The sequence below is a fragment of the Mesorhizobium maamorense genome, assembly GCF_044998965.1.
Taxonomy (GTDB): Bacteria; Pseudomonadota; Alphaproteobacteria; order Rhizobiales; family Rhizobiaceae; genus Mesorhizobium.
This window is the reverse complement of sequence record NZ_CP173356.1, coordinates 2,418,493-2,441,746: the sequence shown is the minus strand read 5'-3', so window position 1 is coordinate 2,441,746 and position 23,254 is coordinate 2,418,493. Positions and strand designations below refer to the sequence as shown.

The window sequence follows — 23,254 nt, the reverse complement described above, 5'->3', positions numbered from 1 at the left end:
GCATTCCTGACTGGCGGTCGCATATTGTGGGCAATGACCATCCGCAAACGCCGTTTCGCATGACGGGCGAAAGACGCTCTTTTCTCGATGTCCGACAGTCGGCCACCGGTGTTTCCTGGGAACATCGGCTGACCGAGCGGCAGGACATGGTCGCGCTTGCCATCGCACAGGGGCACGGCGTGCCCGATATCGTCGCGCGCGTGCTTGCCGGACGTGGCGTGACGGCGGAACAGGCGGAGCGCTTTCTCGACCCGACGATCCGCGACCTGCTGCCGGACCCGGCTTCGCTGACCGACATGGACAAGGCAGCCATTCGAATAGCCGCCGCGGTGATGGCCCGGGAGAAGGTGGCGATCTTCGGCGACTACGATGTCGATGGCGCCGCCTCGTCGGCCTTGCTCAAACGCTTCCTCGCGCATTTCTCGATATCGTCGGAAATCTACATTCCCGATCGAGATCTTCGAGGGTTACGGTCCCAATCCCGAAGCCATGCGCGAGCTCGTCTCGCGCGGCGCGACGCTGATCGTCACCGTCGATTGCGGCACCAACAGCGCGGCTTCCATTAACGCGGCCAATGCCGCCGGTGCCGATGTCGTGGTGCTCGACCATCACCAGGTCGGCGGCGCCTTGCCGGCGGCACACGCGGTGGTCAACCCGAACCGGGACGACGACCTTTCCGGACAGGGCCATCTCTGCGCCGCCGGCGTGGTTTTTCTCGCGCTGGTGCAGACGACCAAGGTCCTGCGCGGCCGGCTGGCCGACGCCACGCCGCCGGACCTGCTCTCGCTGCTCGATCTCGTGGCGCTGGCCACGGTCTGCGATGTGGTGCCGCTCACCGGCGTCAACCGTGCCTTCGTCGTCAAGGGCTTGCAAGTGGCGCGCCAGCAGAAGAACGAGGGAATGTCTGCGCTGGCGCGGGTCTCACGCGTCGGCGAGCCGCTCAGCACCTTTCATCTGGCCTACCTGATCGGACCGCGCATCAACGCCGGCGGGCGCATCGGCGACGCCGCCCTCGGCAGCCGGCTGCTTGCGACCGACGATCCGGTCGAGGCCCGCACCATCGCCGAGATGCTCGATCGGCTCAACCAGGAGCGGCAGCTGATGGAACAGGAGATGCTGGCCGCGGCGCGTGCCGAGGCCGATGCCGAGCTTGCCGGCGGCAGCGGGCCGGCCATCGTCGTTACCGCTAGCACCAACTGGCATCCCGGCATCGTCGGCCTGCTTGCCTCCCGGCTCAAGGACCATGCCCGACGGCCGGCCTTCGCCATCGCCTTCAACGCCACCGGCACCGGCACCGGTTCAGGTCGCTCGGTGTCGGGCTTCGATCTCGGCCGGCTGGTGCGCGAAGCCGCAGATGCCGGGCTGATCGTCAAGGGCGGCGGCCATGGCATGGCAGCCGGCATTACCGTCGAGCGCACGCGGCTCGGCGAGCTCAGGGCATTTTTCGAGGAGCGCGCAGCAGCCGACGTGTTCCGATTGCAAGACGAGGAAAGCCTGGCGATCGACGGCGCGCTTGCCGCCGAGGGTGCGACACCGGCCTTGCTGGATGCGTTGGAAAAGGCCGGCCCGTTCGGTGCAGGGCATGTCGCGCCTGTTTTCGCGCTGCCTCGCCATCGGCTGGCCGACGCCCGGCTGGTCGGCACCAACCACATCCGCGCCGACCTCCAGTCGGGCAGTGGCGGTCGCATCCAGGCGATCGCCTTTCGTGCCGTCGACACCGTGCTCGGCGACTTCCTGTTCAAGAACCGCGGTAAGACGATCCACGTCGCCGGCTCATTGTCGGGCAATTACTGGAACGGCAATCGCAGCGTGCAGTTCCGCATCGTCGACGCGGCACGCGCCTGATGCGTGTTTGATCAGGCGAGAACCGTCTGCAGCCGGGTCAGTTCGCCGATCTGTGCCATCGTTGCCCGATAGCCGATCTGGATCGCCTCGTCGGCGCGGTGGAATTCGGTCAGACCGATATGACTGAGCTTGGGCTGCAGCGACATGTCGGGTGGATCGCCGGCGAGCCTGGCGCGCGAGATTCGATCCTGGATGATGTTGAAGGCCTCGACCATGACGCCGGTGATGCCAAGCCGCGTCTGATGCGCCCGGTGCTCCGGGTCGAATTGGCCACTGCGCGGTGCATCGTTCTCGACGACTAGTTCGCCGGCGCTATGCTTGATGACGGCGGCACGGCCGAACAGGTCGTAATGAAGGTTGACCGCGACAACCAGCGGCTGCTCATAGGCGCGGCAGACCGACACCGGCACCGGATTGACCAAAGCTCCGTCGACCAACACGCGGCCATTGCAAGTCACCGGCTCGAACACGCCGGGCAAGGCATAGGAAGCGCGCATGGCTGTTATCAGCGAGCCGTTCGACAGCCAGATCTCATGGCCGGTGCGGATTTCGGAAGCGACCGCGACGAACGGTTTGGACAAGTCCTCAAAGCGAATGCCGGCCACATGCTCACGCAGGCGCGCATCCAGCTTCATGCCGCCGAACAGACCGCTGCCGCGCAGGTTGAGATCGAGCAGGCCGAAGATGCGCCGCCTGGTGAGGCTGCGGGCGAACTCTTCCAGTTCGTCCAGTTTTCCAGCAAGATAACAGCCGCCGACCAGCGCGCCGATCGAGGTGCCGGCAATCATCGAAACCTCGATGCCGGCTTCATCGAGCGCGCGCAGCACGCCGATATGCGCCCAGCCTCTTGCGCAGCCGCCGCCCAGGGCAAGCGAAATGCCAGTTTTCTTTGGTGATGTTGTTTCGGACGCGCCGCCGGACGAAGCGGGACCATTCGCCTCTCGTACGTCCGCTCTGTTACGCAATGACGCCCACTCGAGCATCATGATCTCCCTTGTCCCACGGCTAATATATAGGCGGGCCGTATCGAAATGGTGAATCTATGTGGTTGGCTGCGGGAAGAAGGTTCAAGCTGGTCATTCACGGGAGCTTCCGATACGTTTTTTCCGCATCGAACAAGGGCTCACTGCCATCGTCGGCAAGCATCGCCTTGCCGTCGATCAGCCCCACCGTCCGATAGAAGCAGGAACGCCGGCCCGTGTGACAAGTTGCGTCGTGGCCTAGCACATTGACGCGCAACCATATGGCGTCCTGGTCACAATCCGTGAGCACCTCGACGACATGCTGGAGATTGCCTGACGTTTCGCCCTTCTTCCACAGCGCATTGCGCGAACGCGACCAGTAGTGGGCGATACCTGTTTCAAGCGTCAACGCCAGAGCCTGCGCATTCATGTGCGCGACCATCAAAAGCATGCCGTCCGCCGCATCGGTGACGACGACGGTGACCAAGCCGGCGGCATCGAAGCGCGGTGAAAACACCGCGCCTTCTTCCAGCGCTTTCTTGTCTGAGGGAGCCTTCGAAAATTCCAGTGCCGACATCGCCGGGCTATCTTCCTGTTTGACCATGATCTTATCCGAAAACCGGTACCCACCTTTCGGAATCATGGTCCGGCGATGCCGGGCGAGAGGGCTTAGACCCCACCGCCGCGCACCATGGTGACGAAACGAACCTGTTCTTCGGGAGTATCCTTGAACACGCCGGTGAAGGTCGAGGTCAGCGTGGTGGAGCCCTGCTTGCGGATGCCGCGCATGGCCATGCACATGTGCTCGGCCTCGATCATCACGGCAACGCCGCGCGGATTGAGCACATCCTGAATGACGCCGGCGATCTGCGCGGTCATGGCTTCCTGGGTCTGCAGGCGATGGGCGAAGATATCGACCACGCGCGCGATCTTGGACAGGCCGACGACCTTGCTATCCGGCAGATAGCCGACATGGGCCTTGCCGATGATCGGCACCATGTGATGTTCGCAATGCGAATGGAACTGGATGTCCTTGACGATGACAAGGTCGTCGTAACCAGCCACTTCCTCGAAGGTGCGGCCAAGCTCTTCGGCCGGGCACATGTCATAGCCGCCGAACATTTCCCGATAGGCCTTGGCCACCCGCTTGGGCGTGTCGACCAGGCCTTCGCGATCGGGGTTGTCGCCGGTCCAGCGCAAAAGCGTGCGTACCGCAGCCTCGACCTCGGCCTCGCTCGGCCGGTCGGTGACGGGCTTTTCCATGTAGGCCGACTGGGGCATGAACTTCTTGATAACGGCATCCATAAAGGCGTCTCCCGTAGTCCCTCTCTCAGGAGGAACGAGTTGAACGGACCACGACCTTTCGGCGTCGGAAACTCGCCCGGTTTCCAGCCCCGTAAGCGGCGTGAGCAAACTGCGGCAAAGACGTGGGCTTTTCGTCGCCTTGTCGATACCGGACTGCCACCATTATATATGGTCATGACGAGCGAAAGAAAGACGCGTCAGCGGCAAACGCTGTTCGCTTGGCGGCGACGGACTGGAAAATAATGATCAACGACGTCTACAATGCGAAAATTCTCGGTTTTGCCGGAAATATCACACGGATCGGCCGGCTCGATCATCCCGACGCCAGCGCGAGGGCACATTCCAAATTGTGCGGCTCTACCGTTACCGTCGATCTCAATATGGCAGACGGCGTGGTTACCGATTTCGCACATGACGTGAAGGCCTGCGCGCTCGGCCAGGCCTCGTCCTCCATCATGGCGCAGCATGTGGTTGGCGCTACGGCCGACGAATTGCGCGCGGTGCGCGAGACCATGCTGAAAATGCTGAAAGAGAACGGAGCGCCGCCGGAAGGCCGCTTCGCCGATCTCAAATATCTGGAACCCGTGCGCGACTACAAGGCGCGCCATGCCTCGACCATGTTGACCTTCGACGCGGTGGTCGACGCGATCGGTCAGATCGAGAAGAAGCGCGCCGAAGAAGCCGCCTGATAGCCCATTTGGCGGCCTATTGGAGCCGTCTGCTTTCGGCGAATTCGCTTCTCACCCAGTCGGCGAACGCGGCGGCTGGCTCGGGGAGATCGCGCAGGCTTCTGGCCACCAGCCAATAGGCGCCGGACGCGACGTCGATGTCGAACGGCTTGACCAACGTGCCGGAGGCGAGCTCTTCGCCGATCTGCAGGAGATCGCCCAGCGCCACGCCGTGTCCGAGCAGGGCGGCCTGCTTCGAAAGCGATGCATCCGCCAGCATGGGACCGCGCGCGGGCACGGCGTCGGCAGGCACACCAGCCGCCTCAAACCAGCGCGCCCAACCCTGTCGGTTTTCCTCATGCAACAGCGTATAGCGGCCAAGGTCGGCCGGCTTGTCGAGGGGAGGTCCCGCGGCAAGCAGCGCCGGCGACAGAACCGGTGAATCGACCGTCGAGGCAAGCCGCTCGGCCTCGCTGCGCGGCCACGAGGCTGCATGCGCACTGAAGCGTAACGCAAGTTCAGGCTGGTCGCCGCGAAACTCAATCAGCCTTGGATCGACTTCGAGCGCGACGTCGATGTCGGGCCGCAATTGGCGAAAACGGTTGAGCCGCGGCACCAGCCATACCGATGCCAGAGACGGCTCGACGCTGACACGAACCACTGTCTGCGCGGGAGCCGCCGCCAACTCTGAAAGCAGGGCGTCGATGGCGTCGAAACTCCTGACCAGCTGACTGAGCAGCCGGCGGCCCGCATCGGTCAGTTCGACGCGGCGATGGTGACGTTCGAACAGGGGCCGGCGCAGAAAGATCTCGAGCTCGCGGATCTGCCGGCTGATCGCTGCCTGCGAGACGAAAAGCTCCTCGGCCGCCCTGCTGAAACTCAGGTGCCGCCCGGCTGCTTCAAAGCTCCTCAAGGCCGTCAGCGGCAGTCGCCCACGCTTCATTCGCATAACCCAGGATTATCCGAAGTGGAAATTATACTCGTTTGAAGGCGAAGGCCAGCGGCGGTCTACTCGTCGCCAAGGAGATACGGCCATGATCCAGTTGCTGGAGATTTTTGGCGATGTGATGCGGATTGCAACGTTTCAGTGGCGTGACGAAAAAACCTGTCGAAAGCACCACGAAGAGCAGCCTAGCCCCTGCCGGTGGGCACCGCCGGCTGATCGGCAGCCACTTCGCCGCTTCCGCCCGTGAAAGCTCAGCAAGCAGGGGCGGGATTGCGTTCTCCCGATGAAGCCCACATCTATCGTCTGGAAAGACGGAGATCGCAGTGGGCGACCAGCATGGGCATGCACATACAACCGGGCCGCCGCGGCGCGGCCGCAACTGGTCCGGCCCGTGGCGCAAGACCCCCGGCCGGGTGTTGGGCACGTCGCTGGTGCGCCTCTATCAACTGACGCTGTCCAGCTTCATCGGCAATTCCTGCCGTCATCTGCCGACCTGCTCGGAATATGCGCATGAGGCGATCGCCCGCCATGGTCTTTGGGCCGGCGGCTGGATGGGATTTTTCAGGGTTCTGCGCTGCGGACCATTCGGCACCCATGGCGTCGACCTTGTTCCGGAGGTTCTGGCGGATCGGTATGTCTGGTTCACGCCGTGGCGATATTGGCGGATCGGCAGCAACCGCGACGAGGCGCGAAGCTGACTGCCGGTCAGTTCTTCAAGGCAACCGTTTACGATCTGGTAGGGTTAACGGCAGCCTGCACAACAACTGCGAATTTGAGACAAAATCGAGACAAGAGACCTCGCTAAGCCGCTCGCCGAACCCCCTCTGGAGCGAGCATCCAATGCGCAATGTCGACCGTCTTCCCTTCATCCTTGCCGGAGTCCTGTTCCTGCTTGCCTGGCTTCTGGGATTTCCGATGCGCGCGCAATCGGCGCCGCTCGGGGATGTGCAGTGCACGTTGATCGCCGATGCACAGAGCGGCAAGACGCTTTACCAGAACGGCGTCTGCGATCAGCGGTTCAGCCCGGCCTCGACGTTCAAGGTGCCGCTGTCGCTGATCGGTTACGATGCCGGCATACTCAGCGACGAACACACGCCGAGCTGGGGCTACAAGCCTGAATTCAAGGCGGTCAAGCGGGACCACAAGACCGTCGATCCGACGATCTGGGAGCGGGACTCGGTGCTGTGGTATTCGCGCGAGATCACCCGCCGGCTTGGACCGGAGAGCTTTGCCGGCTACGTCTCGAAGTTCGGCTATGGCAATGCGGACGTTTCCGGCGATCCCGGCAAGAATGACGGCCTGACCCACTCGTGGGTGAACTCCTCGCTCAAGATCACGCCGGTCGAACAGATAGACTTCCTGCGTAAGCTCCTCGCCGGCAAGATGCCGGTCTCGGCCAAGGCTCACGACATGACGAAAGCCGTCATGCCCAGCTTCAAGGCCGGCGACTGGACCGTCCAGGGCAAGACGGGCAGCACCAGGGTCGGCGAGGGCGGCAAGGACAGGCGTTCACTCGGCTGGTTCGTCGGCTGGGCGCAGAAAGACGGCCGCCAGATCGTGTTTGCCCGGCTCGTCGTCGATACGAAGCGGAGCGACATGCCGAAGGGGCTCGCGACGCGCGCGGCCTTCCTGAAGGACCTGCCAATGCTGATTAAATAGCCGAGGCTTTACGGCGGCGGCATCTGCCCATAAAAGACTGCCGCCGCCGGACGCCTCCGGCTACCTGGCAGGTCGCAGCCTCGAACAGCTGACGACCTGCATTTCACCACCCGCGCTCGTTTGCGGGACTGGATAGGAGAATACCTGATGCTGAATGCCGTTTCCCTGACATTTCCCGATGGCTCCGTGCGCGACTACGATGCGGCGATGACCGGTGCAGGCCTTGCCGAATCGATCTCCAAGTCGCTGGCCAAGAAGGCCGTGGCCTATGCCATCGACGGTACCGTGCGCGATCTCTCCGATCCGCTCGGCAAGTCCGGCAAGATCGAGATCATCACCCGCGACGATCCGCGCGCGCTGGAACTCATCCGCCATGACGCGGCACACGTGCTGGCGGAGGCCGTGCAGGAGATATGGCCGGGAACGCAGGTGACCATCGGGCCGGTAATCGAGAACGGATTCTACTACGACTTCGCCCGCAACGAGCCGTTCACTCCGGACGACTTCCCGGTGATCGAGAAGAAGATGCGCGAGATCATTGCGCGCAACAAGCCGTTCACGAAGGAAGTCTGGTCGCGCGACAAGGCCAAAAAGGTCTTTGCCGACAAGGGCGAGCGCTACAAGCTGGAACTGATCGACGCCATTCCTGACGATCAGGATCTCAAGATCTACGCGCAAGGAGACTGGTTCGACCTTTGCCGCGGTCCGCACATGGCCTCGACCGGGCAGATCGGCAATGCCTTCAAGCTGATGAAGGTGGCGGGCGCCTATTGGCGCGGAGATTCGAACAACCCGATGCTGACGCGCATCTACGGCACGGCGTGGGCTGATCAGGCGCAGCTCGACGCCTACCAGACAATGCTGGAGGAAGCCGAAAAGCGCGACCACAGGAAGCTCGGCCGCGAGATGGATTTGTTCCATTTCCAGGAAGAGGGGCCCGGTGTCGTCTTCTGGCATGCCAAGGGCTGGAAGATGTTCCAGAACCTGGTCAACTACATGCGCCGCCGCCTCGACGAGCAGGGCTACCAGGAGGTCAACGCACCGCAGGTGCTCGACAAGAGCCTGTGGGAGACGTCGGGCCATTGGGGCTGGTACCGCGACGCCATGTTCAAGGTCACGGTTGCCGGCGACGACACCGATGACGACCGCGTGTTCGCGCTGAAGCCGATGAACTGTCCTGGCCATGTGCAGATATTCAAGCACGGGTTGAAATCCTATCGCGACCTGCCGGTAAAGCTTGCGGAATTCGGCAATGTGCATCGCTATGAGCCGTCGGGCGCGCTACACGGGCTGATGCGCGTGCGCGGTTTCACGCAGGATGACGCGCATATTTTCTGCACCGAGGAGCAACTGGCGTCGGAGTGCCTGCGTATCAACGATCTGATTCTGTCGACCTATGCCGATTTCGGCTTCGACGAAATCAGCGTGAAGCTGTCGACCCGGCCGGACAAGCGCGTCGGCACCGACGAAGCCTGGGATCACGCCGAAGCGATCATGAGCGGCGTGCTGGAGACGATCAGGACGCGATCGGGCAACCGCATCAAGACCTCGATCAATCCTGGCGAGGGCGCCTTCTACGGGCCGAAGTTCGAATATGTGCTGAAGGATGCCATCGGCCGCGAATGGCAATGCGGCACCACGCAGGTCGACTTCAACCTGCCGGAGCGTTTCGGTGCCTTCTACATCGGCTCGGATTCCGAGAAGAAACAGCCTGTCATGGTGCACCGTGCCATCTGCGGCTCGATGGAGCGCTTCCTCGGCATCCTGATCGAGAACTATTCCGGCCATTTCCCGCTGTGGTTCGCGCCGCTGCAGGTAGTGGTGGCGACGATCACTTCGGACGCCGACGGCTATGCGAACGAAGTGGTGGCGAAGCTGAAAGCCGCGGGCTTGTCCGCCGAGGCGGATCTGCGCAACGAGAAGATCAACTATAAGGTCCGTGAGCACAGCCTTGCCAAGGTTCCGGTCATCCTCGTCTGCGGCAAGCGCGAGGCGGAAGAGCAGACGGTCAACATGCGCCGCCTCGGATCGCGCGATCAGGAGTCGCTGGGTCTCGCCCAAGCGGTCGCGCAGCTGACCGAAGAAGCGATCACGCCCGATCGCCGACGCAAACCTGCGGCCTGATCCGGTAGTATTTCAAGCGGAATGGCGGTGGAGCAGTCCACCGCCATTTCCATATCGCACCGTCTTCACATCCCTCCATTTTCACATCCCTGTCACGGCAGTCTTGTAACAAGCCCTCATGCTCAAGCTGAAATTGCGTGAAAAACCGTTTCCCGAGCTTTCCTATGCTAATCCCCGACAGCCAGCGCTGACGCGGTGGGTCATCCATTCCATCGAAGGCCTGTCCGGACGCGACCGTTTTGCAGCGCTTTATGATTTTTGGCGCCGCCAGGTGGTCCCGTCCGGCGAGCGCGTGTTCAGCCGCATGCTCGAATTGATCGATGTGCGGGTGCGAACCCCCGACCAATGGCCCCCGCAGACCCTGCCTGACACGCCGCTGGTGATCGTCGCCAATCATCCCTTTGGCATCGGCGACGGGATTGCCGTGCTGTCGCTGGCCGAGCAGCTCGGGCGGCCGTTCCGGGTCATGATCCACAAGGATCTGCTCAAGATCAGCGAGATGGAGCCCTATTCGCTGCCGATCGACTTTTCCGAAACCAAGGACGCGTTGAAGAACAACATGGCGGTGCGTCACGAGGCGGTGCGGCTCTTGAAGGAAGGTGTCACTATCGTGGTGTTTCCGGCCGGCGGCGTCGCCACTGCGCCAAAAGGCTTTGGCCGGGCACGGGACCTGCCATGGAAGATGTTTCCGGCCCGCTTGGTACAGGATGCCAAGGCTTCCGTAGTGCCGATGCATTTCTCCGGCCAGAACGGCAGGCTGTTCCATCTGGTCAGCGGTCCCATGAACATGGCCGAGCGTGATGGACGCGTGGCGAAGTTCGTCGGCAAGGCATCGCTGACGCTGCGCATTTCGCTGCTTATCCACGAGTTCGCCCGGCTTTCCGGCAAGTCGATCGACGTGCGTGTCGGCGATGTGCTGAGTTGGAATGAACTGGAGCCCGTGCGCGACCGCAAGGCGCTGCTCGAGCGCCTCTATAGAGGCGTCTTCGATCTGGCGCCGCCGGTTCCTCGCCGCCGGATTCCATTCCTGCCGGCACGAGCCAAGCTGGCGGCGTAGGTCCATTTCGTGGAGATCCGAAGGGAAGCGGCTCGAGGCTTTGCGGAATTGACTAATCCGCGCCTTCTTCCGGATCCATCGCGGCTGCTTCCGTCGCGAGAACCTCGATTTCCTGGTTCTGTCCGGCCACGACAGTGAAATCCTTCTGGTAGATCCGGTCGCGGTTCTTGGCGATGATCGTGTAGTCGCCTTCGGCCAGCACCATGGAGGCGAAGGCGCCGACGGTTTCCTTGATCGGATCGCCGGATTCGTTGAGCAGCGACCACGACGTGTCGGCGATCGCTTCGCCGCCCGCTTCACGCACGAGCTTCAAGGTAATCTCGGCGGCGTGATGCTCGACGGTGGCTTCGGTCAGCTTGCCGGCCTCGACGCGGATGTCGGAGCGGATGACGGCATTGACCGCGCCATAGGTCGAGACCACGTGGTAGATGCCGGCATTGAGACGCACGACGCTGTTGGGCTCGACGTCGGGAATGATCAGCGCGCGATCGCCATTGGGTTCGGCATTGCCCTCATAGATCGAGAAGCGCAGCTTCTTTGGCGGGATGCGCGCCCCTCCCGAAAGGACGGCGTCGAGCTTCAGGCCGCCGGCATCGAGCACCAGGCTCTCGCGCTTGGCGTCCTTGCCGACGGTGATGCGCTTGGTGGCGCCGGCCCGGCCGTAGGAAGCGTGAACCAGATAGCTGCCGGGTTCGAGCTGGAAGACCGCCGTGCCGCCATGGGCGGAAGCCACCATCGGCAACTTGCCGTTGACGGTCTCCGGCTTGAAGACGCGCCAGACGATGCCGCGGGTGATGTCGCCTCCCTTGTCGGTCAACTGCGCGGACAAGGTGATGGCGCCGCCGCCGCCCAGCGCCAGCGATGTCTCGCCTTTCGGCGTCGCATAGCTCGAAATTCCGGGAAGCTTCAGGTCGCTGACGCCATCCACATTCTGCGCCACGGCAAAGGAAACCGGCGCCATGAGCAGCAGGGTGCAGACCCAGATCAGGAAAAGACGCAAAGTCCCCTCAAACATGCCTTGCGTTGAAGCCCATGGCGGTGGCAATTTCAAGGCTTAAGAGTCTGACCGATACGACTCTCCAGCCTGGCGCGCCCGCGTCGATGCCCGAGCCGCCCCGCATTCCCATGGCGCGCTTCAGCTCAAAATCGAACTTAGGAGACTTGCGCCCATGGCGTCCCCGATCATCGACTTCCTGCTGACCCGCAATTCAGCGCCGATACCGGACTTGAAGGAGCCCGCGCCCGGCGACGCCGAGATCGCCACGATGATCGCCGCGGCCACGCGCGTGCCCGATCATGGTCGGCTCGAGCCCTGGCGCTTCATTCTTTATCGCGGTGATGCCCGCATCGAAATCGGCAGGAAGCTGGCGGCCCTTGCCGAACAGCGGGAGGGACCTTTACCGGATGGCCGCCGCAACCAGGAGCTGGCGCGCTTCTCGCGCGCGCCGCTGGTCATCGGCGTCGTGTCGGTGCCGAAGGAAAATCCAAAAATCCCGCAATGGGAGATGTTCCTGTCCGGCGGCATGGCGGCGATGAACCTGATGATTGCTGCCAACGCACTGGGCTATGGCACCAACATGATCAGCAACTGGTATTCAGACGTGCCGGAAGGCAGGGCGATCCTGGGGCTGGCGCCGCAAGAGCGCGTCATCGGCTTCGTCCATATCGGCTCCTATGGCGGCCCGGCGCCGGAGCGGCCGCGCCCCGATCCGGCAAAGCTTTATGCGGACTATGCCGGGCCCTGGGCGGGCTAAGTGTTCTACGAGCCGTCAAAGGGGCACGGACTGCCGCACGATCCGTCGAAGGCGATCGTGGCGCCGCGCCCGATCGGCTGGATCTCGACCCTGAACGGGGCCGGCGAGATCAACCTCGCGCCCTATTCCTTCTTCAATGCCGTTTCGACAAGGCCCTTCATCGTCTGGTTTTCCTCCGAGGGCGAGAAGGACAGCGCCTCCTTCGCCCAGGAGACCGGCGAGTTCGTCGCCAATCTGGTCGGCCGCGATCTGGCCGAGAAGATGAACCGGACGTCGGTCGACGCGCCGCGCGGCGTCAACGAGTTCGTCTATGCCGATCTCGCCATGGCGCCGTCGCGTCTTGTCGCGCCGCCGCGCGTGGCGGCCGCACCCGCCGCACTCGAATGCAAGGTGACCGAAGTGTTCCGGCCAAAGGCCCTGGACGGAACGCCGACCAGCGCCGTCGTCGTGGCCGGCGAAGTGATCGGCGTGCATATTGACGATGCCTATCTGAAAGACGGCCTGTTCGATATCAGCAAGGCCGGCAATGTCGCTCGCCTCGGCTACATGGATTATGCCAGCGTCAACGAAGTGTTTTCGATGCGCCGGCCGCGTTGGGGCAAGGATTAGCCCGCAAGGGGCGCCCAGTCACTGTGCTTTCCTGACGGCGAGCCGTCATCACGACGCGCCCTGAGCTTGATGACGCGGCATGACGAAACCTTCTGCACACCAGGACCGTTTCGTCCAGGCGCGGATGGGCGATAGTCCGCTGAGGGTCGGCGGCAGTCTGTTGCGGGTAAATGCCGACGGCAAATATCATGGAAGGTTGATCATGGTCTCGAGATTGATCCTCCAGACGTTCGTGTGGTTCGGCGCCATGGGCGCGCTGCTTTTCCTGACAGCGGGTACGCTGACCTTGGCCGGGAGCCTGGGTATATCTGGCGGTGATGACCGGGCTGAGCCTGACCCTTGGCGTGACGCTGGCCCGGCGCGATCCCGGGCTGATGAACGAACGGCTGAGCTCTCCCATCCAGAAGGACCAGACCGCGGCCGACAAGGTTCTGTTGAGCATACTCCTGCTCGGCATATTTGCCTGGCTGGCCTTCATGGGTTTCGACTACCGCTTCGGCTGGTCCGTCGTTCCGGTCTGGGTACAGGTGATCGGTGCGCTGGTTCTGCTGGTCGGACTATGGATCAGCTATCTGACGATGCTGGAGAATAGCTTCGCGGCGCCCGTCGTGAAGATCCAGGCGGAGCGCGGACAGCAAGTGATCACAACGGGTCCCTATAGCTATGTGCGCCATCCCATGTATGCCGGCGCCATCCTCTTCTTTGCCGGCACGGCTCTCCTGCTCGGCTCCTGGTGGGGGCTGGCACTGGTCGTCGTGTTCATCGTTCTCTTGGCCATCCGCACATTCATCGAGGAAAAAACGCTTCGCACCGGCCTGCGCGGCTATGACGACTATGCGGCCCATGTCCGCTACCGCCTGATCCCGTTGGTCTGGTAGCGGTCAGGCGGGATTCCGGCTGCCCGGGCGCGTGCCAGAAGCCGCTCGGCCAGCCGCAGATGCGGCCGGTCATACATCTTGCCGTCGATGCCGACGACGCCGGGATTTCCCGCCGCCTGGAATGCCGCGACAATTGCCGCCGATTGTTGCACCGCTTCCACCGAGGGCGTGAAGGCGGCGTTTATGACCGGCACCTGATCAGGGTGGATCGCCATCTTGCCGGTGAAGCCGTCACGTTCGGCCTCCCTGCATTCGGCCTCGAAGGCCGCCATATCGCGGAAATTCGGGAAGACGGTGTCGATCGCCGCGACTTCCGCCGCGCCGGCGGCGAGAATGGTCATGGCGCGAGCGAAGCGGAATATTTCGGTGTAACGGCCATGCTGGTCGCGGGTGGTGCGCGCGCCGATCGCCGCCGACAGGTCTTCCGCGCCCCAGGTCAGCCCGGCAAGCCGCGCGCTTGCCCCGGCGTAGCTCGCCGCCGCCAGCACGGCCGCCGGTGTTTCGGTAATGATCGGCAGAATTTTTGTCGCGCCGTCGGCCAGGCCGTTCTCCGCTTCGCGCAGCCTGAGCTTTGCCGAGAGGTGCTGGACATCCTGGCCGCCAGCCGATTTGGGCAGTATGACGCCGTCGGGCGTTGCCGGAATGAGCGCCGCAAGGTCGTCGTCCGTCAGTCCGGTCGACAGGTCGTTGACCCTGACGTAGATCGCCGATCGTGTTTGCGCCCGGTGGTTGACGACGAAGCGCGCCGCGATCTTTCGCGCCGATGCCTTGTTGTGGGGCGCCACTGAATCCTCGAGATCGACAATGACCACATCGGCGCCGGCGCGAAAGCCCTTCTCCAGCTTCCTCTCGGAATCGCCGGGAACGAACAGCAGCGAACGCATCAGGCTATCTTCTTCAGCATCATGGCGTGTCTCGTGCATTTGGCGACGAGGTCGCCGTTCTGGTTATAGGCCCGATGTTCGAACTCGACGATGCCGCGATCGGGCTTCGACCTGGATTCGCGCACCGAGACGACAGTGGTCTCGACGCGGATGGTGTCGCCATGGAAGACCGGATGCGGAAACACCGTTTCCTTCATGCCGAGATTGGCGACAGTCGTACCGACGGTGATGTCGTTGACCGAAATGCCGATCATCAGGCCGAGCGTGAACAGCGAGTTGACCAGCGGCTTGCCCCATTCGCTCCTGGCGGCGAAATCGAAGTCGATATGCAGCGGCTGCGGGTTCAGCGTCATCACCGAGAACATCATGTTGTCGCTCTCGGTGACGGTCTTGCGCAGCGTGTGCTGGAAGACATGGCCGACGACGAACTCCTCGAGATAAAGCCCAGCCATTTCATTCTCCTCCGCTGCTGGACGGTTGATAGGCGCTGCATCCAGCGCTCGCAAGCCAGTTAACGAACATGGTGAACGTTTCATAAACCAATTCGGCCTAACGTCCGGCACGGGGTCGGAAACCTTCCGGCAAGGGGCGTAAGCAGGCGGTATGGTTGTTGTCTCGCATTTCCTGAAATGGATCTACACGGCCAGGGTATCGGAGCGCGCCGCGGCGGCAAGCGCGCTCGCCCGCGCCTATGTCGACGCGGAATTGCCGTTCGAGGATCGCTGCGCCGCCGAGGCGGCGCTGACCTTGCTGCTCGACGATGCATCGTCGAAGGTACGGCTGGCGATGGCCGAGGCGCTGTCCATGAGCCATCACGCACCGCCCCAGATCATCAGCGCGCTTGCTTCCGACCAGCCGGAAGTCGCCGGCGTCGTGCTGACGCGATCGCCACTGCTTACCGACGCAGACCTGATCAATCGCGTGGCTTCAGGTCCGAAGGCGACGCAAAAACTGATCGCCGATCGGCCATTGGTCTCGATGGCGCTGTCGGCGGCTATCGCAGAGATCGGCGAGGCGGAGGCCTGCGCCGTGCTTTTGGCCAACAGCGGCGCCGATATCGCTTCGTTGAGTTTCCGCCGCATGGCCGAGCGCCACGGCCATCTGCCGCTGGTGCGCGAGGCGCTTATATCGGATGCACGCCTGCCTGCCGACTGCCGGCATATGCTGCTCGTCAAGCTCGGTGAGATGCTCAAGACCTCGCCGCTGGTCATGGCCTTGATGGGAGCCGCCCGGGCCGACCGCGTCATGCGCGACGCCTGCGTCAAGGCCTGCGTGACGCTGATCGAGGGCACGCGCCAGGAAGAACATGCAGCACTGATCGAGCATCTCAGGCTACGCGGCGATCTCACCGCGAGCTTCCTCATTCGCACCATCGCGCATGGTAAGGTCGACTTCTTCGGCTCGGCGCTGGTCGCGCTCAGCCAGCAGTCCGCCCAAAGAGTGAGGGCGCTACTGGCCGGCGGACACGACGTGGCCTTGCAGGCGCTGTTCCGCAGTGCCGGCCTGGCTGCCGCCACGCACGCGGTCATCTTGCGCGCGCTGAAAATCTGGCGAGAGGTCGCCAACGGCAAGCGCGTCGCCGGCGTGCAGGAAGTCAGCTGGCTGATGCTGAAGGAATTGGGCGGACAGTCCGCGGAAGGCGATCTCGCCGCGCTGATCAAGTCGATCCATCTCGCTGCGTTGCGTGAAAATGCGCGCGGCCATGCGCTGGCGATCGCAGCCGCTTAACTTAGCCTTTATCCCTGGCAAAAAAATCCGGAAAATCCTCCATCGCCGCCGCGATAATCCGTAGTGACGCCGCGATCTGGAGCATTTCACCAGTGGCGTTTCGCTGGGCGATGCCGGCGGCATACTGCCGGGCGACGGCAATGGTGGATGTCTGCGGATCGCCCGGGGCGCGGAAGAGCAGTTCGCGTGCCAGTCCACGCAGGAAGTTGGCGATCGAAAGCGTCGTCTCGGCCGGAACGGCGTGCGCCTGCTGTGCGCCACGCAGCCGCAGGATCTCCAGACCGACGGTGACGGCGGCGACACTGCCGCCCAGAACCGCTTCACCCTTCCTGCCGCTGGTCTGCACCAGCGGCATCAATTGGTTGATGCGGTCATAGGCGAGGCTCTCGAAGGCCGAACGCCTCGGCACGCGCTCGTGCAGGCAAAGCCGCGCCAGATCCTCGCGCATGGCCCGCACGATGCGGTGCGCCGCGAGCCATGGGTCGGCGGGCAGCACGATGATGAAGACGCCGATTGCCAAAAGGATGCCGACCAGGATCGAGGCCGAGCCGGCGAAGAACGGGCCCGGGTCGTAGGTCATCGCCTGGTGCGGGCTGAGGAAAGCAAGAAAATTGATGGCGAAGGCCGTCGCCACGCCGACATAGCGGGGATTGGCCATGGCGAGCGCCGCCGGCACCAGGATCGGTACGACGAACAGCATGAACCAGCCGAAACCAGGAAAAACGGGAAGCGCGATCTGGCCGACGAGAAAGGCAAAGGGCAGAGCCAACAGCGTTCCCTGGAAGAACCCCCAGGCTACCCGCACCGGATCGGGGCGGGCGGCAAACAAGCTCGACACGACGGCAACCAGAATGACCGTGCCGGCGGCTTCCGACCATCTCGTCGTCAGCCAGAAAGCGGCGACCAGCAGCGTTGCAAGTGCCGCGCGGACCGCGTTGCGGCTCGCCCCGTGATAGTCGCGATGTACAACCAGCGCCGGGGGGCTGCGTTCGCGTGAAGGCCGCGTGACGGGCGCACGCAAGGCGTCGAGACCGCGCAGCGTCTGCTTCAGCGCTTCGGCGAAATCGGCGGCGATGGTGAGCCGGGTGACGGTGCCGACTCTGTCGCCGTCCTGGTCGGCCAAGGCGTCGGGCATCTGCGTCGCTTTGGCGCCGATCGCGTCGAGCCGTGCCAGCCAGGGCGCCGTGTCGTCGAGCGCGCCCGGCGTCGCCGCCATTTCAGTGACGAGGGCTTGCAACTCCGAGCGCACCGGAATGAGCGCCGCGTTCTTCGGTGCGGCGTGTGAATGCAGCGCGCGGGCCGCGGACAGCGCTGAAAGCAGTTGTCCGATGGTGCGCCGGACCGGATGGGCGCGCGGCGCGAAGCTCGGGGCCTCCAGCCTGGCGTAGGCGCGCATCTCGGCGAGCGTCTGGGTGTCGGCGACCAGCTTCCGGTGCAGGCCGGAAAGCATTGCCGTGTCGCCGCCGGAAAAGGCGCCGCCGGCATAGGTGGCAAGGTCGAGAATGCTGCGCTTAAGCCGCGAGATGATGGCCTCGCTGGCTAATTTGGGCAGGATCAGCCGACTGGTCAGGCCGGCGCAGACAATGCCGAGTACGATCTCGGCACAGCGCGCGACCGCGAGGTCGACGACGAGATGCGGCTGGCCAAAGGCCGGCAAGCCGATGATCATCGCGGTATAGCCGGCCAGCGCCGCCCCGTAGGCTTCCGGGTTACGCAGCAGCGACGAGACGAAGGTGCAGAGGCCGATCCATAGGGCAAGCACCGTCACCAGCACCCAGGGATTCGTGCCGAAGACAGTGGTGATGGCAATTGCGGCAACACCGCCCGCCAGCGTGCCGAGCAACCGATAAAAGCCTTTCGCCAACACCATGCCGGCGACCGGCTGGGCAACGATGAACACCGTCATCATCGCCCATTGCGGGTGATCGAGCTTGAGGGCGTAGGCGGCCATAAGCGCGATCAGGCCGGCCGAGACCGTGCGCAAGGCGAAGATCCAGTCCGACCGGGTCGGCTGTGTCAGCCCGGCAAGACCCGCTTCGAAATAGCCTTTCAGCCGTTGCCAGCTCACACGCGCGTCTCCGCAAGCCTTGATCGACCGGCCTGCGCTCAGATATCCAGCACTTCCGTTTCCGCGAATTCGGCGCGTTCCTGGATGAACCGGAAACGAGCCTCCGGCTTGGTGCCCATCAGCGCATCGACCGCGTCCTTGGTGGCGGCCTCGGCATCGATCACATCGATGCGGAGCAGCGTACGCTTCCTCGGATCCATGGTTGTCTCCTTGAGCTGCGCGGCCATCATTTCGCCCAGGCCCTTGAAGCGACCGATCTCGACCTTGCCGCGCCCGGTGAACTCGGTGCGCAGCAATTCGTCCTTGTGCGCGTCGTCACGCGCATAGGCGACCTTGCCGCCCTGCCGGATCGAATAGAGCGGCGGCACCGCCAGGTAGAGATGTCCGCCGCGAACCAGGTTCGGCATCTCCTGGTAGAAGAAGGTGATCAGCAGCGAGGCGATGTGAGCGCCGTCGACGTCGGCGTCGGTCATGATGATGACGCGGTCGTAGCGAAGATCCTCGTCGCGGTATTTCGACCGCGTGCCGCAACCAAGCGCCTGGATCAGATCGGAAATCTGCTGGTTGGCGGCCAGCTTGTCGTTGCCGGCGCTGGCGACGTTGAGAATCTTGCCGCGCAGCGGCAGCACCGCCTGGCTGGCGCGGTCACGAGCCTGCTTGGCCGAGCCGCCGGCCGAATCGCCTTCGACGATGAAGAGTTCGGCGCCGGCGGCCGCATTCTGCGTGCAGTCGGCAAGCTTGCCCGGCAGGCGCAGCTTGCGCACCGCGCTCTTGCGCGACACTTCCTTTTCCTGGCGGCGTCGTACCCGCTCGTCGGCGCGCGCGATAACCCATTCGAGCAGCTTCGAGGCTTCCTGCGGATTGTCGGCCAGCCAGTGGTCGAACGGGTCGCGGATCGCCGTCTCGACGATGCGGATCGCCTCGATCGTCGCCAGCCTGTCCTTGGTCTGGCCGACGAATTCAGGCTCGCGGATGAACACCGACAGCATGCCCGCCGCCGAGATCATGACGTCTTCCGACGTGACGATCGAGGCGCGCTTGTTGCCGACGAGGTCGGCATAGGCGCGCAGGCCGCGCGTCAAGACGTTGCGGAAGCCGGCCTCGTGGGTGCCGCCTTCGCCGGTCGGGATGGTGTTGCAGTAGGAGTTGATGAAGCCGTCGCCGCCGAACCAGGTCACTGCCCATTCCAGCGAGCCATGGCCGCCTTGCCTGTCGCTCTTGCCGGCGAAGATTTCGCGCGTCACCTGGAATTCGTCGCCGAGCGACGCTTTCAGATAGTCCTTGAGGCCGCCGGGAAAATGGAATTCGGCCTTGGCCGGAGTGGTGTCCTTTTCCTTGATCAGCGAAGGATCGCAGGTCCAGCGGATTTCGACGCCGCCGAACAGATAGGCCTTCGAGCGCGTCATGCGGTAGAGCCGCGCCGGCTCGAACGCGGCGCCCTTGCCGAAGATCTGCTCGTCGGGATGGAAGCGGGTCCTGGTGCCGCGCCGGTTGTGAACTTCGCCAAGGTGCTCGAGGCCGCTGACCGGGATGCCGCGCGAGAAGCGCTGCCGGTAAAGTTGCCGTCCGCGCGCGACTTCGACTTCGAGATGATCCGACAGTGCGTTGACCACGGAGACGCCGACGCCGTGCAGGCCACCCGAGGTTTCATAGACCTTGCTATCGAACTTACCGCCCGAATGCAGCGTCGTCATGATCACTTCGAGCGCCGGCTTCTTGAACTTCGGATGCGGATCGACGGGAATGCCGCGGCCATTGTCGGTGACGGTGAGAAAGCCGTCAGCCGAAAGCTCGACATCGATGAATGTGGCATGACCGGCAACCGCCTCGTCCATCGAGTTGTCGATGACCTCGGCGAACAGATGGTGCATGGCCTTGTCGTCGGTGCCGCCAATATACATGCCCGGACGGCGCCGCACCGGCTCCAGGCCTTCGAGCACCTCGATATCGGCGGCGCTGTAACCCTCTGAGCCGTCACGAGACGCGGCCGCCGGACGCTTGGCTGCCGCCTGCACCAGCGGATCGGGCGGACGCGCCGGTGTGCGAACCGGTTGCGGCTGCTTCTCCAGATTGCCGAAAAGATCGTTGTTGTCGTCCATGCCTGCCATAGAGCCCAAGCTGCGAATCACCCGCCGATACTGCCACGCTTTTCAGCGCCAAGCGACGGAGGTTCCTGTTACGTTCGGGGATTAACCCCCTCTTATCCTAAAACCATTCGATAACCAAGCCGGCGGAAATCGGGCGGATGGCCAGCGAGAAGATTCCTGATTCTTTAACAATGCCGCCTAGCGTGAGCCAACATAACAAGAAACTACGGGCATCAGGGGTTTGGGCGTGAGGGGCAAGGCCATAACGATGATCGGCATCGCCGCCGTTTTCGGCGCGATTTCGATCTTTGCCGCCGATTTCTGGGTCAAGCGCCAGGCCAGGGCCGACGCCGAGGAGAAAACCGCGTCGATCACCGCTCCGGCCGCACCCAGGGTTGAATTCAAGACAATCGTGGTGGCGAATGCACCGTTGCGGTACGGCATGGATCTCGACCGCACGAAACTCAACGAAATCCCCTGGCCGCAGGATTCGCTGCCGCAGGGCGCCTTCGCCACCATCAATGGACTGCTCGGGGACGGCAGCCGCGTGGTGCTGTCGCCGATCGAAGTTAATGAACCGGTGCTGCTTACCAAGCTGTCCGGCCCGAATGGCCGCGCCACGCTCTCCAACATGCTGACGCCCGGCATGCGGGCCGTCACGATCCGCACCGACGAGATCGCGGGCGTCGGCGGCTTCGTCACGCCGGGCGACCGGGTCGATGTCGTGCTGACGCGCGATGCCGGTGAAATCCAGGAAGTGGCCAAGAATGCGCAAGGCGCCGCCGGCTCGACCATCACCTCCGAGATCGTCGTTGCCGGCGCGAAGGTGCTGAGCGTCGGGCAGGGCGCCGACGAGCGCCAAACGACGCCGCAGGTGGCCAATTCCATAACCATCGAGGTGACCACCGAAGGCGCGCAGAAAGTGGCGCTGGCCCGCACCGTCGGCACGCTGTCGCTGTCGCTTCGCTCCGCCAGCGAGGGCGGCGAGGGCAAGGACGGTGTCACCACCATCTCCTCCTTTGGCGGATCGGTGGCGGGCAAGGCGCAGGCCGCGGCCGGCTCGCTGTTCGACGCCATGGCAAAGGAGCCTGAGAAGCCGAAATTCAAGACGGTCATCGTGACGCGTGGAACGACGGCCGAGGAATATCAGGTTCCTGCGCGAGACCAGAAATAGGAATATCAGGTTCCTGAGTGGGACCAGAGCAGGACCGGTGGGGACCGGACGGGACGGGAACAATGTTCAGGCAACTTCAATATCGAATGGCATGCCGGTTGCACGTCGCGCGGGCCGTGGCGATGGCGGTGACGATGGCGGCGGCCTGCATCTTCGCCGGCCCGGCCAGGGCGGATAACGACATCGTCTATGTCTCGGCGACCAAGAACGCCTCGATCAAGGTCGCCAAGGGCAAGCCAAAGACGATCATGACGAGCGCGGCCTTCTATCAGATCGTCATCGGCGATCCGGAGATCGCCAACGTCAACCCGCTGACCGACAAATCCTTCTATGTGCTGGGCAACAATCTCGGCACCACTGGCATCGCCCTGTTCGACGAGAACAAGCAGCTCGTCGGCACCGTAGACATCGAAGTGACGCTCGATACCGACCAGTTGGCCGACACCATCCGCGCCAGCGTGCCGGACGCCAAGATCAAGGTCGGCTCCGCCAATGGCCGCGTCGTGCTGTCGGGCGAGGCGGATGACGCGGTCGCCGCCGAAAAGGCAAACAAGATCGCTACCCGCTTCTCCGGCAATGAGGAGGTGATCAATTCGGTCAACATCTCGTCCTCACAGCAGGTCCAGCTCAATGTTCGCTTCGTCGAGATCAACCGCCAGGCGGGGCAGGATCTCGGCGCCAAATACAGTGCCAATTTCGCTTATGGCATGGGCGGACGCGACGTTACGATTGCTCCCGGCACCATTGAGCCGGCGGGGACCGGCGAGATCATCGGCAAGCTGCTGTCGAACGGCGTTTCCATCGACATCGCCATCAAGGCACTGGAAGAGCGCGGCCTGGCTCGTCGGCTGGCCGAGCCGAACCTGATCGCCCGGTCCGGCGAGACGGCGAGCTTCCTGGCCGGCGGCGAGTTTCCGATCCCGGTTTCCGAAGACAATGGCAAGATTTCCGTCAGCTACAAGAAGTACGGCGTCAGCCTGGATTTCACGCCCACCGTTCTGAAGGACGGGCTGGTCAGCCTCGACATCGCGCCGGAAGTCTCCTCGATCGACGCGTCGGCTTCCTACAATATCGGCAGCATCTCGGTGCCCGGCTTCATCGTGCGCCGCGCCAGGACGTCGGTCGACCTGAAGAACGGCCAGAGCTTCATGATCGCGGGGCTGCTGCAGTCGCAGAACGACATCACCACCTCGCGCATACCGGGCCTCGGCAAGATGCCGGTGCTCGGGGCCCTGTTCTCGTCGAAATCCTACCAGCGGCGCGAGACGGACCTGGTGATCATCGTCACGCCTTACCTTGTCAAGCCGGTGGATCCGTCGAAGAAAATGGCCGAGCCGACCGATGGCACGCAGCCTGCCAGCAATGTCGACTATTTCCTCAACAACACCGAGGAGGTGAGGGCGTCGGACACCAATCGCGCGCTGGCGCTGGCTGACGGCAGCGCCGCGCGTGCCGCTCCCGCCACCAAAGTCGGGCATTTCCTCGACCTGCCGAAGGACTGAAGCC

Annotated in this window: 20 protein-coding genes and 2 pseudogenes; 13 read left to right on the top strand and 9 right to left on the bottom strand. The window is 63.5% G+C overall.

All coding sequences use genetic code 11. The features are described 5' to 3' along the window. Positions 1-59 precede the first annotated feature (59 nt). A pseudogene (gene recJ, locus ACIU1A_RS12525) lies at positions 60-1,845 on the top strand (single-stranded-DNA-specific exonuclease RecJ). A gap of 11 nt (positions 1,846-1,856) precedes the next feature. On the opposite strand, the gene ACIU1A_RS12520 reads toward recJ, so the two are convergent. From ACIU1A_RS12520 to folE, 3 genes are all read right to left on the bottom strand, one after another. Next, positions 1,857-2,828 carry a patatin family protein gene (locus ACIU1A_RS12520; protein WP_140517059.1) on the bottom strand — a complete coding sequence of 324 codons (972 nt, stop codon included), beginning with the start codon at positions 2,826-2,828 and terminating at the stop codon, positions 1,857-1,859. Positions 2,829-2,925: 97 nt separating this feature from the next. Next, on the bottom strand, positions 2,926-3,384 hold the full coding sequence (gene hisI, locus ACIU1A_RS12515) for a phosphoribosyl-AMP cyclohydrolase (protein WP_404927908.1): 459 nt from the start codon (positions 3,382-3,384) through the stop codon (positions 2,926-2,928). Positions 3,385-3,476: 92 nt separating this feature from the next. Continuing rightward, entirely contained in the window at positions 3,477-4,112 is a 636-nt protein-coding gene (folE, locus tag ACIU1A_RS12510; RefSeq protein WP_404927418.1) for a GTP cyclohydrolase I FolE, read from the bottom strand. 242 nt (positions 4,113-4,354) lie between these two features. Here folE and ACIU1A_RS12505 point away from each other — a divergent pair, with 242 nt between their 5' ends. After that, positions 4,355-4,801 carry an iron-sulfur cluster assembly scaffold protein gene (locus ACIU1A_RS12505; RefSeq protein ID WP_140495827.1) on the top strand — a complete coding sequence of 149 codons (447 nt, stop codon included), beginning with the start codon at positions 4,355-4,357 and terminating at the stop codon, positions 4,799-4,801. Between the two features lie 16 nt (positions 4,802-4,817). Here the strand turns inward: ACIU1A_RS12505 and ACIU1A_RS12500 are convergent, their stop codons facing one another. Next, positions 4,818-5,723: a LysR substrate-binding domain-containing protein gene (locus tag ACIU1A_RS12500; RefSeq protein ID WP_404927417.1), complete on the bottom strand. Its 906-nt coding sequence runs from the start codon at positions 5,721-5,723 to the stop codon at positions 4,818-4,820. Between the two features lie 91 nt (positions 5,724-5,814). Between ACIU1A_RS12500 and ACIU1A_RS12495 the strand changes: the two genes are divergently transcribed. The 5 genes from ACIU1A_RS12495 to ACIU1A_RS12475 all read left to right on the top strand — a co-directional run bounded on the left by ACIU1A_RS12495 (position 5,815) and on the right by ACIU1A_RS12475 (position 10,566). Next, the gene (locus tag ACIU1A_RS12495; protein WP_140521002.1) at positions 5,815-5,973 is read left to right on the top strand and encodes a hypothetical protein; all 159 of its coding nucleotides are present in this window, start codon (positions 5,815-5,817) and stop codon (positions 5,971-5,973) included. A 76-nt stretch (positions 5,974-6,049) separates the two neighbouring features. Continuing rightward, positions 6,050-6,424, top strand: a complete 375-nt coding sequence (gene yidD, locus ACIU1A_RS12490; RefSeq protein WP_404927416.1) for a membrane protein insertion efficiency factor YidD — start codon at positions 6,050-6,052, stop codon at positions 6,422-6,424. A 142-nt stretch (positions 6,425-6,566) separates the two neighbouring features. Then, positions 6,567-7,385 carry a class D beta-lactamase gene (gene blaOXA, locus ACIU1A_RS12485; protein WP_140564055.1) on the top strand — a complete coding sequence of 273 codons (819 nt, stop codon included), beginning with the start codon at positions 6,567-6,569 and terminating at the stop codon, positions 7,383-7,385. Positions 7,386-7,532: 147 nt separating this feature from the next. After that, entirely contained in the window at positions 7,533-9,509 is a 1,977-nt protein-coding gene (gene thrS, locus ACIU1A_RS12480) for a threonine--tRNA ligase (RefSeq protein WP_140520999.1), read from the top strand. A gap of 118 nt (positions 9,510-9,627) precedes the next feature. Beyond that, positions 9,628-10,566 (top strand): lysophospholipid acyltransferase family protein, encoded by a 939-nt coding sequence (locus ACIU1A_RS12475; RefSeq protein WP_404927415.1) that lies wholly within the window; start codon positions 9,628-9,630, stop codon positions 10,564-10,566. Between the two features lie 52 nt (positions 10,567-10,618). On the opposite strand, the gene ACIU1A_RS12470 is transcribed toward ACIU1A_RS12475, so the two are convergent. Continuing rightward, positions 10,619-11,581, bottom strand: a complete 963-nt coding sequence (locus ACIU1A_RS12470) for a hypothetical protein (RefSeq protein ID WP_404927414.1) — start codon at positions 11,579-11,581, stop codon at positions 10,619-10,621. Between the two features lie 154 nt (positions 11,582-11,735). On the opposite strand from ACIU1A_RS12470, the gene ACIU1A_RS12465 reads away from it, so the two are divergent. From ACIU1A_RS12465 to ACIU1A_RS12455, 3 genes and pseudogenes are all read left to right on the top strand, one after another. Then, complete coding sequence (locus tag ACIU1A_RS12465; RefSeq protein WP_140495834.1) at positions 11,736-12,320, top strand: nitroreductase; 585 nt, start codon at positions 11,736-11,738, stop codon at positions 12,318-12,320. Beyond that, positions 12,321-12,929 carry a flavin reductase family protein gene (locus tag ACIU1A_RS12460; protein WP_140880529.1) on the top strand — a complete coding sequence of 203 codons (609 nt, stop codon included), beginning with the start codon at positions 12,321-12,323 and terminating at the stop codon, positions 12,927-12,929. A 202-nt stretch (positions 12,930-13,131) separates the two neighbouring features. Next, positions 13,132-13,807, top strand: a pseudogene (locus tag ACIU1A_RS12455) (methyltransferase family protein). Here the strand turns inward: ACIU1A_RS12455 and ACIU1A_RS12450 are convergent. Both ACIU1A_RS12450 and ACIU1A_RS12445 read right to left on the bottom strand, forming a co-directional pair. Continuing rightward, on the bottom strand, positions 13,780-14,691 hold the full coding sequence (locus ACIU1A_RS12450; RefSeq protein WP_404927413.1) for an HpcH/HpaI aldolase/citrate lyase family protein: 912 nt from the start codon (positions 14,689-14,691) through the stop codon (positions 13,780-13,782). The pseudogene ACIU1A_RS12455 and the gene ACIU1A_RS12450 overlap by 28 nt on opposite strands. Further along, a complete protein-coding gene (locus tag ACIU1A_RS12445; RefSeq protein ID WP_140517043.1) occupies positions 14,691-15,143 on the bottom strand; it encodes a MaoC family dehydratase in 453 nt (150 codons plus the stop codon). Before ACIU1A_RS12445 ends, ACIU1A_RS12450 begins: the two co-directional genes overlap by 1 nt. A 151-nt stretch (positions 15,144-15,294) precedes the next feature. Here ACIU1A_RS12445 and ACIU1A_RS12440 point away from each other — a divergent pair, with 151 nt between their 5' ends. Beyond that, entirely contained in the window at positions 15,295-16,419 is a 1,125-nt protein-coding gene (locus tag ACIU1A_RS12440; protein ID WP_140517041.1) for a DUF2336 domain-containing protein, read from the top strand. A gap of 1 nt (position 16,420) precedes the next feature. On the opposite strand, the gene ACIU1A_RS12435 is transcribed toward ACIU1A_RS12440, so the two are convergent. Together ACIU1A_RS12435 and parE are read right to left on the bottom strand one after the other, a co-directional pair. Next, the gene (locus ACIU1A_RS12435) at positions 16,421-18,487 is read right to left on the bottom strand and encodes an FUSC family protein (protein WP_404927412.1); all 2,067 of its coding nucleotides are present in this window, start codon (positions 18,485-18,487) and stop codon (positions 16,421-16,423) included. Between the two features lie 38 nt (positions 18,488-18,525). Next, positions 18,526-20,586 carry a DNA topoisomerase IV subunit B gene (gene parE, locus ACIU1A_RS12430; RefSeq protein ID WP_404927411.1) on the bottom strand — a complete coding sequence of 687 codons (2,061 nt, stop codon included), beginning with the start codon at positions 20,584-20,586 and terminating at the stop codon, positions 18,526-18,528. A 235-nt stretch (positions 20,587-20,821) separates the two neighbouring features. Between parE and cpaB the strand changes: the two genes are divergently transcribed. Together cpaB and ACIU1A_RS12420 are read left to right on the top strand one after the other, a co-directional pair. After that, positions 20,822-21,748, top strand: a complete 927-nt coding sequence (cpaB, locus tag ACIU1A_RS12425) for a Flp pilus assembly protein CpaB (protein WP_404927410.1) — start codon at positions 20,822-20,824, stop codon at positions 21,746-21,748. A 122-nt stretch (positions 21,749-21,870) separates the two neighbouring features. After that, complete coding sequence (locus tag ACIU1A_RS12420; protein WP_404927907.1) at positions 21,871-23,250, top strand: type II and III secretion system protein family protein; 1,380 nt, start codon at positions 21,871-21,873, stop codon at positions 23,248-23,250. The last annotated feature ends 4 nt before the right edge of the window (positions 23,251-23,254 follow it).

What these genes read in the sequence shown, in the direction of transcription:
- ACIU1A_RS12420 (WP_404927907.1), top strand. Translation starts at nt 21,871, where the DNA reads ATGGCGGTGACGATGGCGGCGGCCTGCATCTTCGCCGGCCCGGCCAGG.
- ACIU1A_RS12440 (WP_140517041.1), top strand. Translation starts at nt 15,295, where the DNA reads ATGGTTGTTGTCTCGCATTTCCTGAAATGGATCTACACGGCCAGGGTA.
- ACIU1A_RS12495 (WP_140521002.1), top strand. Translation starts at nt 5,815, where the DNA reads ATGATCCAGTTGCTGGAGATTTTTGGCGATGTGATGCGGATTGCAACG.
- hisI (WP_404927908.1), bottom strand. Translation starts at nt 3,384, where the DNA reads ATGTCGGCACTGGAATTTTCGAAGGCTCCCTCAGACAAGAAAGCGCTG.
- ACIU1A_RS12465 (WP_140495834.1), top strand. Translation starts at nt 11,736, where the DNA reads ATGGCGTCCCCGATCATCGACTTCCTGCTGACCCGCAATTCAGCGCCG.
- ACIU1A_RS12450 (WP_404927413.1), bottom strand. Translation starts at nt 14,691, where the DNA reads ATGCGTTCGCTGCTGTTCGTTCCCGGCGATTCCGAGAGGAAGCTGGAG.
- ACIU1A_RS12520 (WP_140517059.1), bottom strand. Translation starts at nt 2,828, where the DNA reads ATGCTCGAGTGGGCGTCATTGCGTAACAGAGCGGACGTACGAGAGGCG.
- thrS (WP_140520999.1), top strand. Translation starts at nt 7,533, where the DNA reads ATGCTGAATGCCGTTTCCCTGACATTTCCCGATGGCTCCGTGCGCGAC.
- ACIU1A_RS12505 (WP_140495827.1), top strand. Translation starts at nt 4,355, where the DNA reads ATGATCAACGACGTCTACAATGCGAAAATTCTCGGTTTTGCCGGAAAT.
- folE (WP_404927418.1), bottom strand. Translation starts at nt 4,112, where the DNA reads ATGGATGCCGTTATCAAGAAGTTCATGCCCCAGTCGGCCTACATGGAA.
- ACIU1A_RS12500 (WP_404927417.1), bottom strand. Translation starts at nt 5,723, where the DNA reads ATGAAGCGTGGGCGACTGCCGCTGACGGCCTTGAGGAGCTTTGAAGCA.
- blaOXA (WP_140564055.1), top strand. Translation starts at nt 6,567, where the DNA reads ATGCGCAATGTCGACCGTCTTCCCTTCATCCTTGCCGGAGTCCTGTTC.
- ACIU1A_RS12445 (WP_140517043.1), bottom strand. Translation starts at nt 15,143, where the DNA reads ATGGCTGGGCTTTATCTCGAGGAGTTCGTCGTCGGCCATGTCTTCCAG.
- ACIU1A_RS12475 (WP_404927415.1), top strand. Translation starts at nt 9,628, where the DNA reads ATGCTCAAGCTGAAATTGCGTGAAAAACCGTTTCCCGAGCTTTCCTAT.
- parE (WP_404927411.1), bottom strand. Translation starts at nt 20,586, where the DNA reads ATGGACGACAACAACGATCTTTTCGGCAATCTGGAGAAGCAGCCGCAA.
- ACIU1A_RS12470 (WP_404927414.1), bottom strand. Translation starts at nt 11,581, where the DNA reads ATGTTTGAGGGGACTTTGCGTCTTTTCCTGATCTGGGTCTGCACCCTG.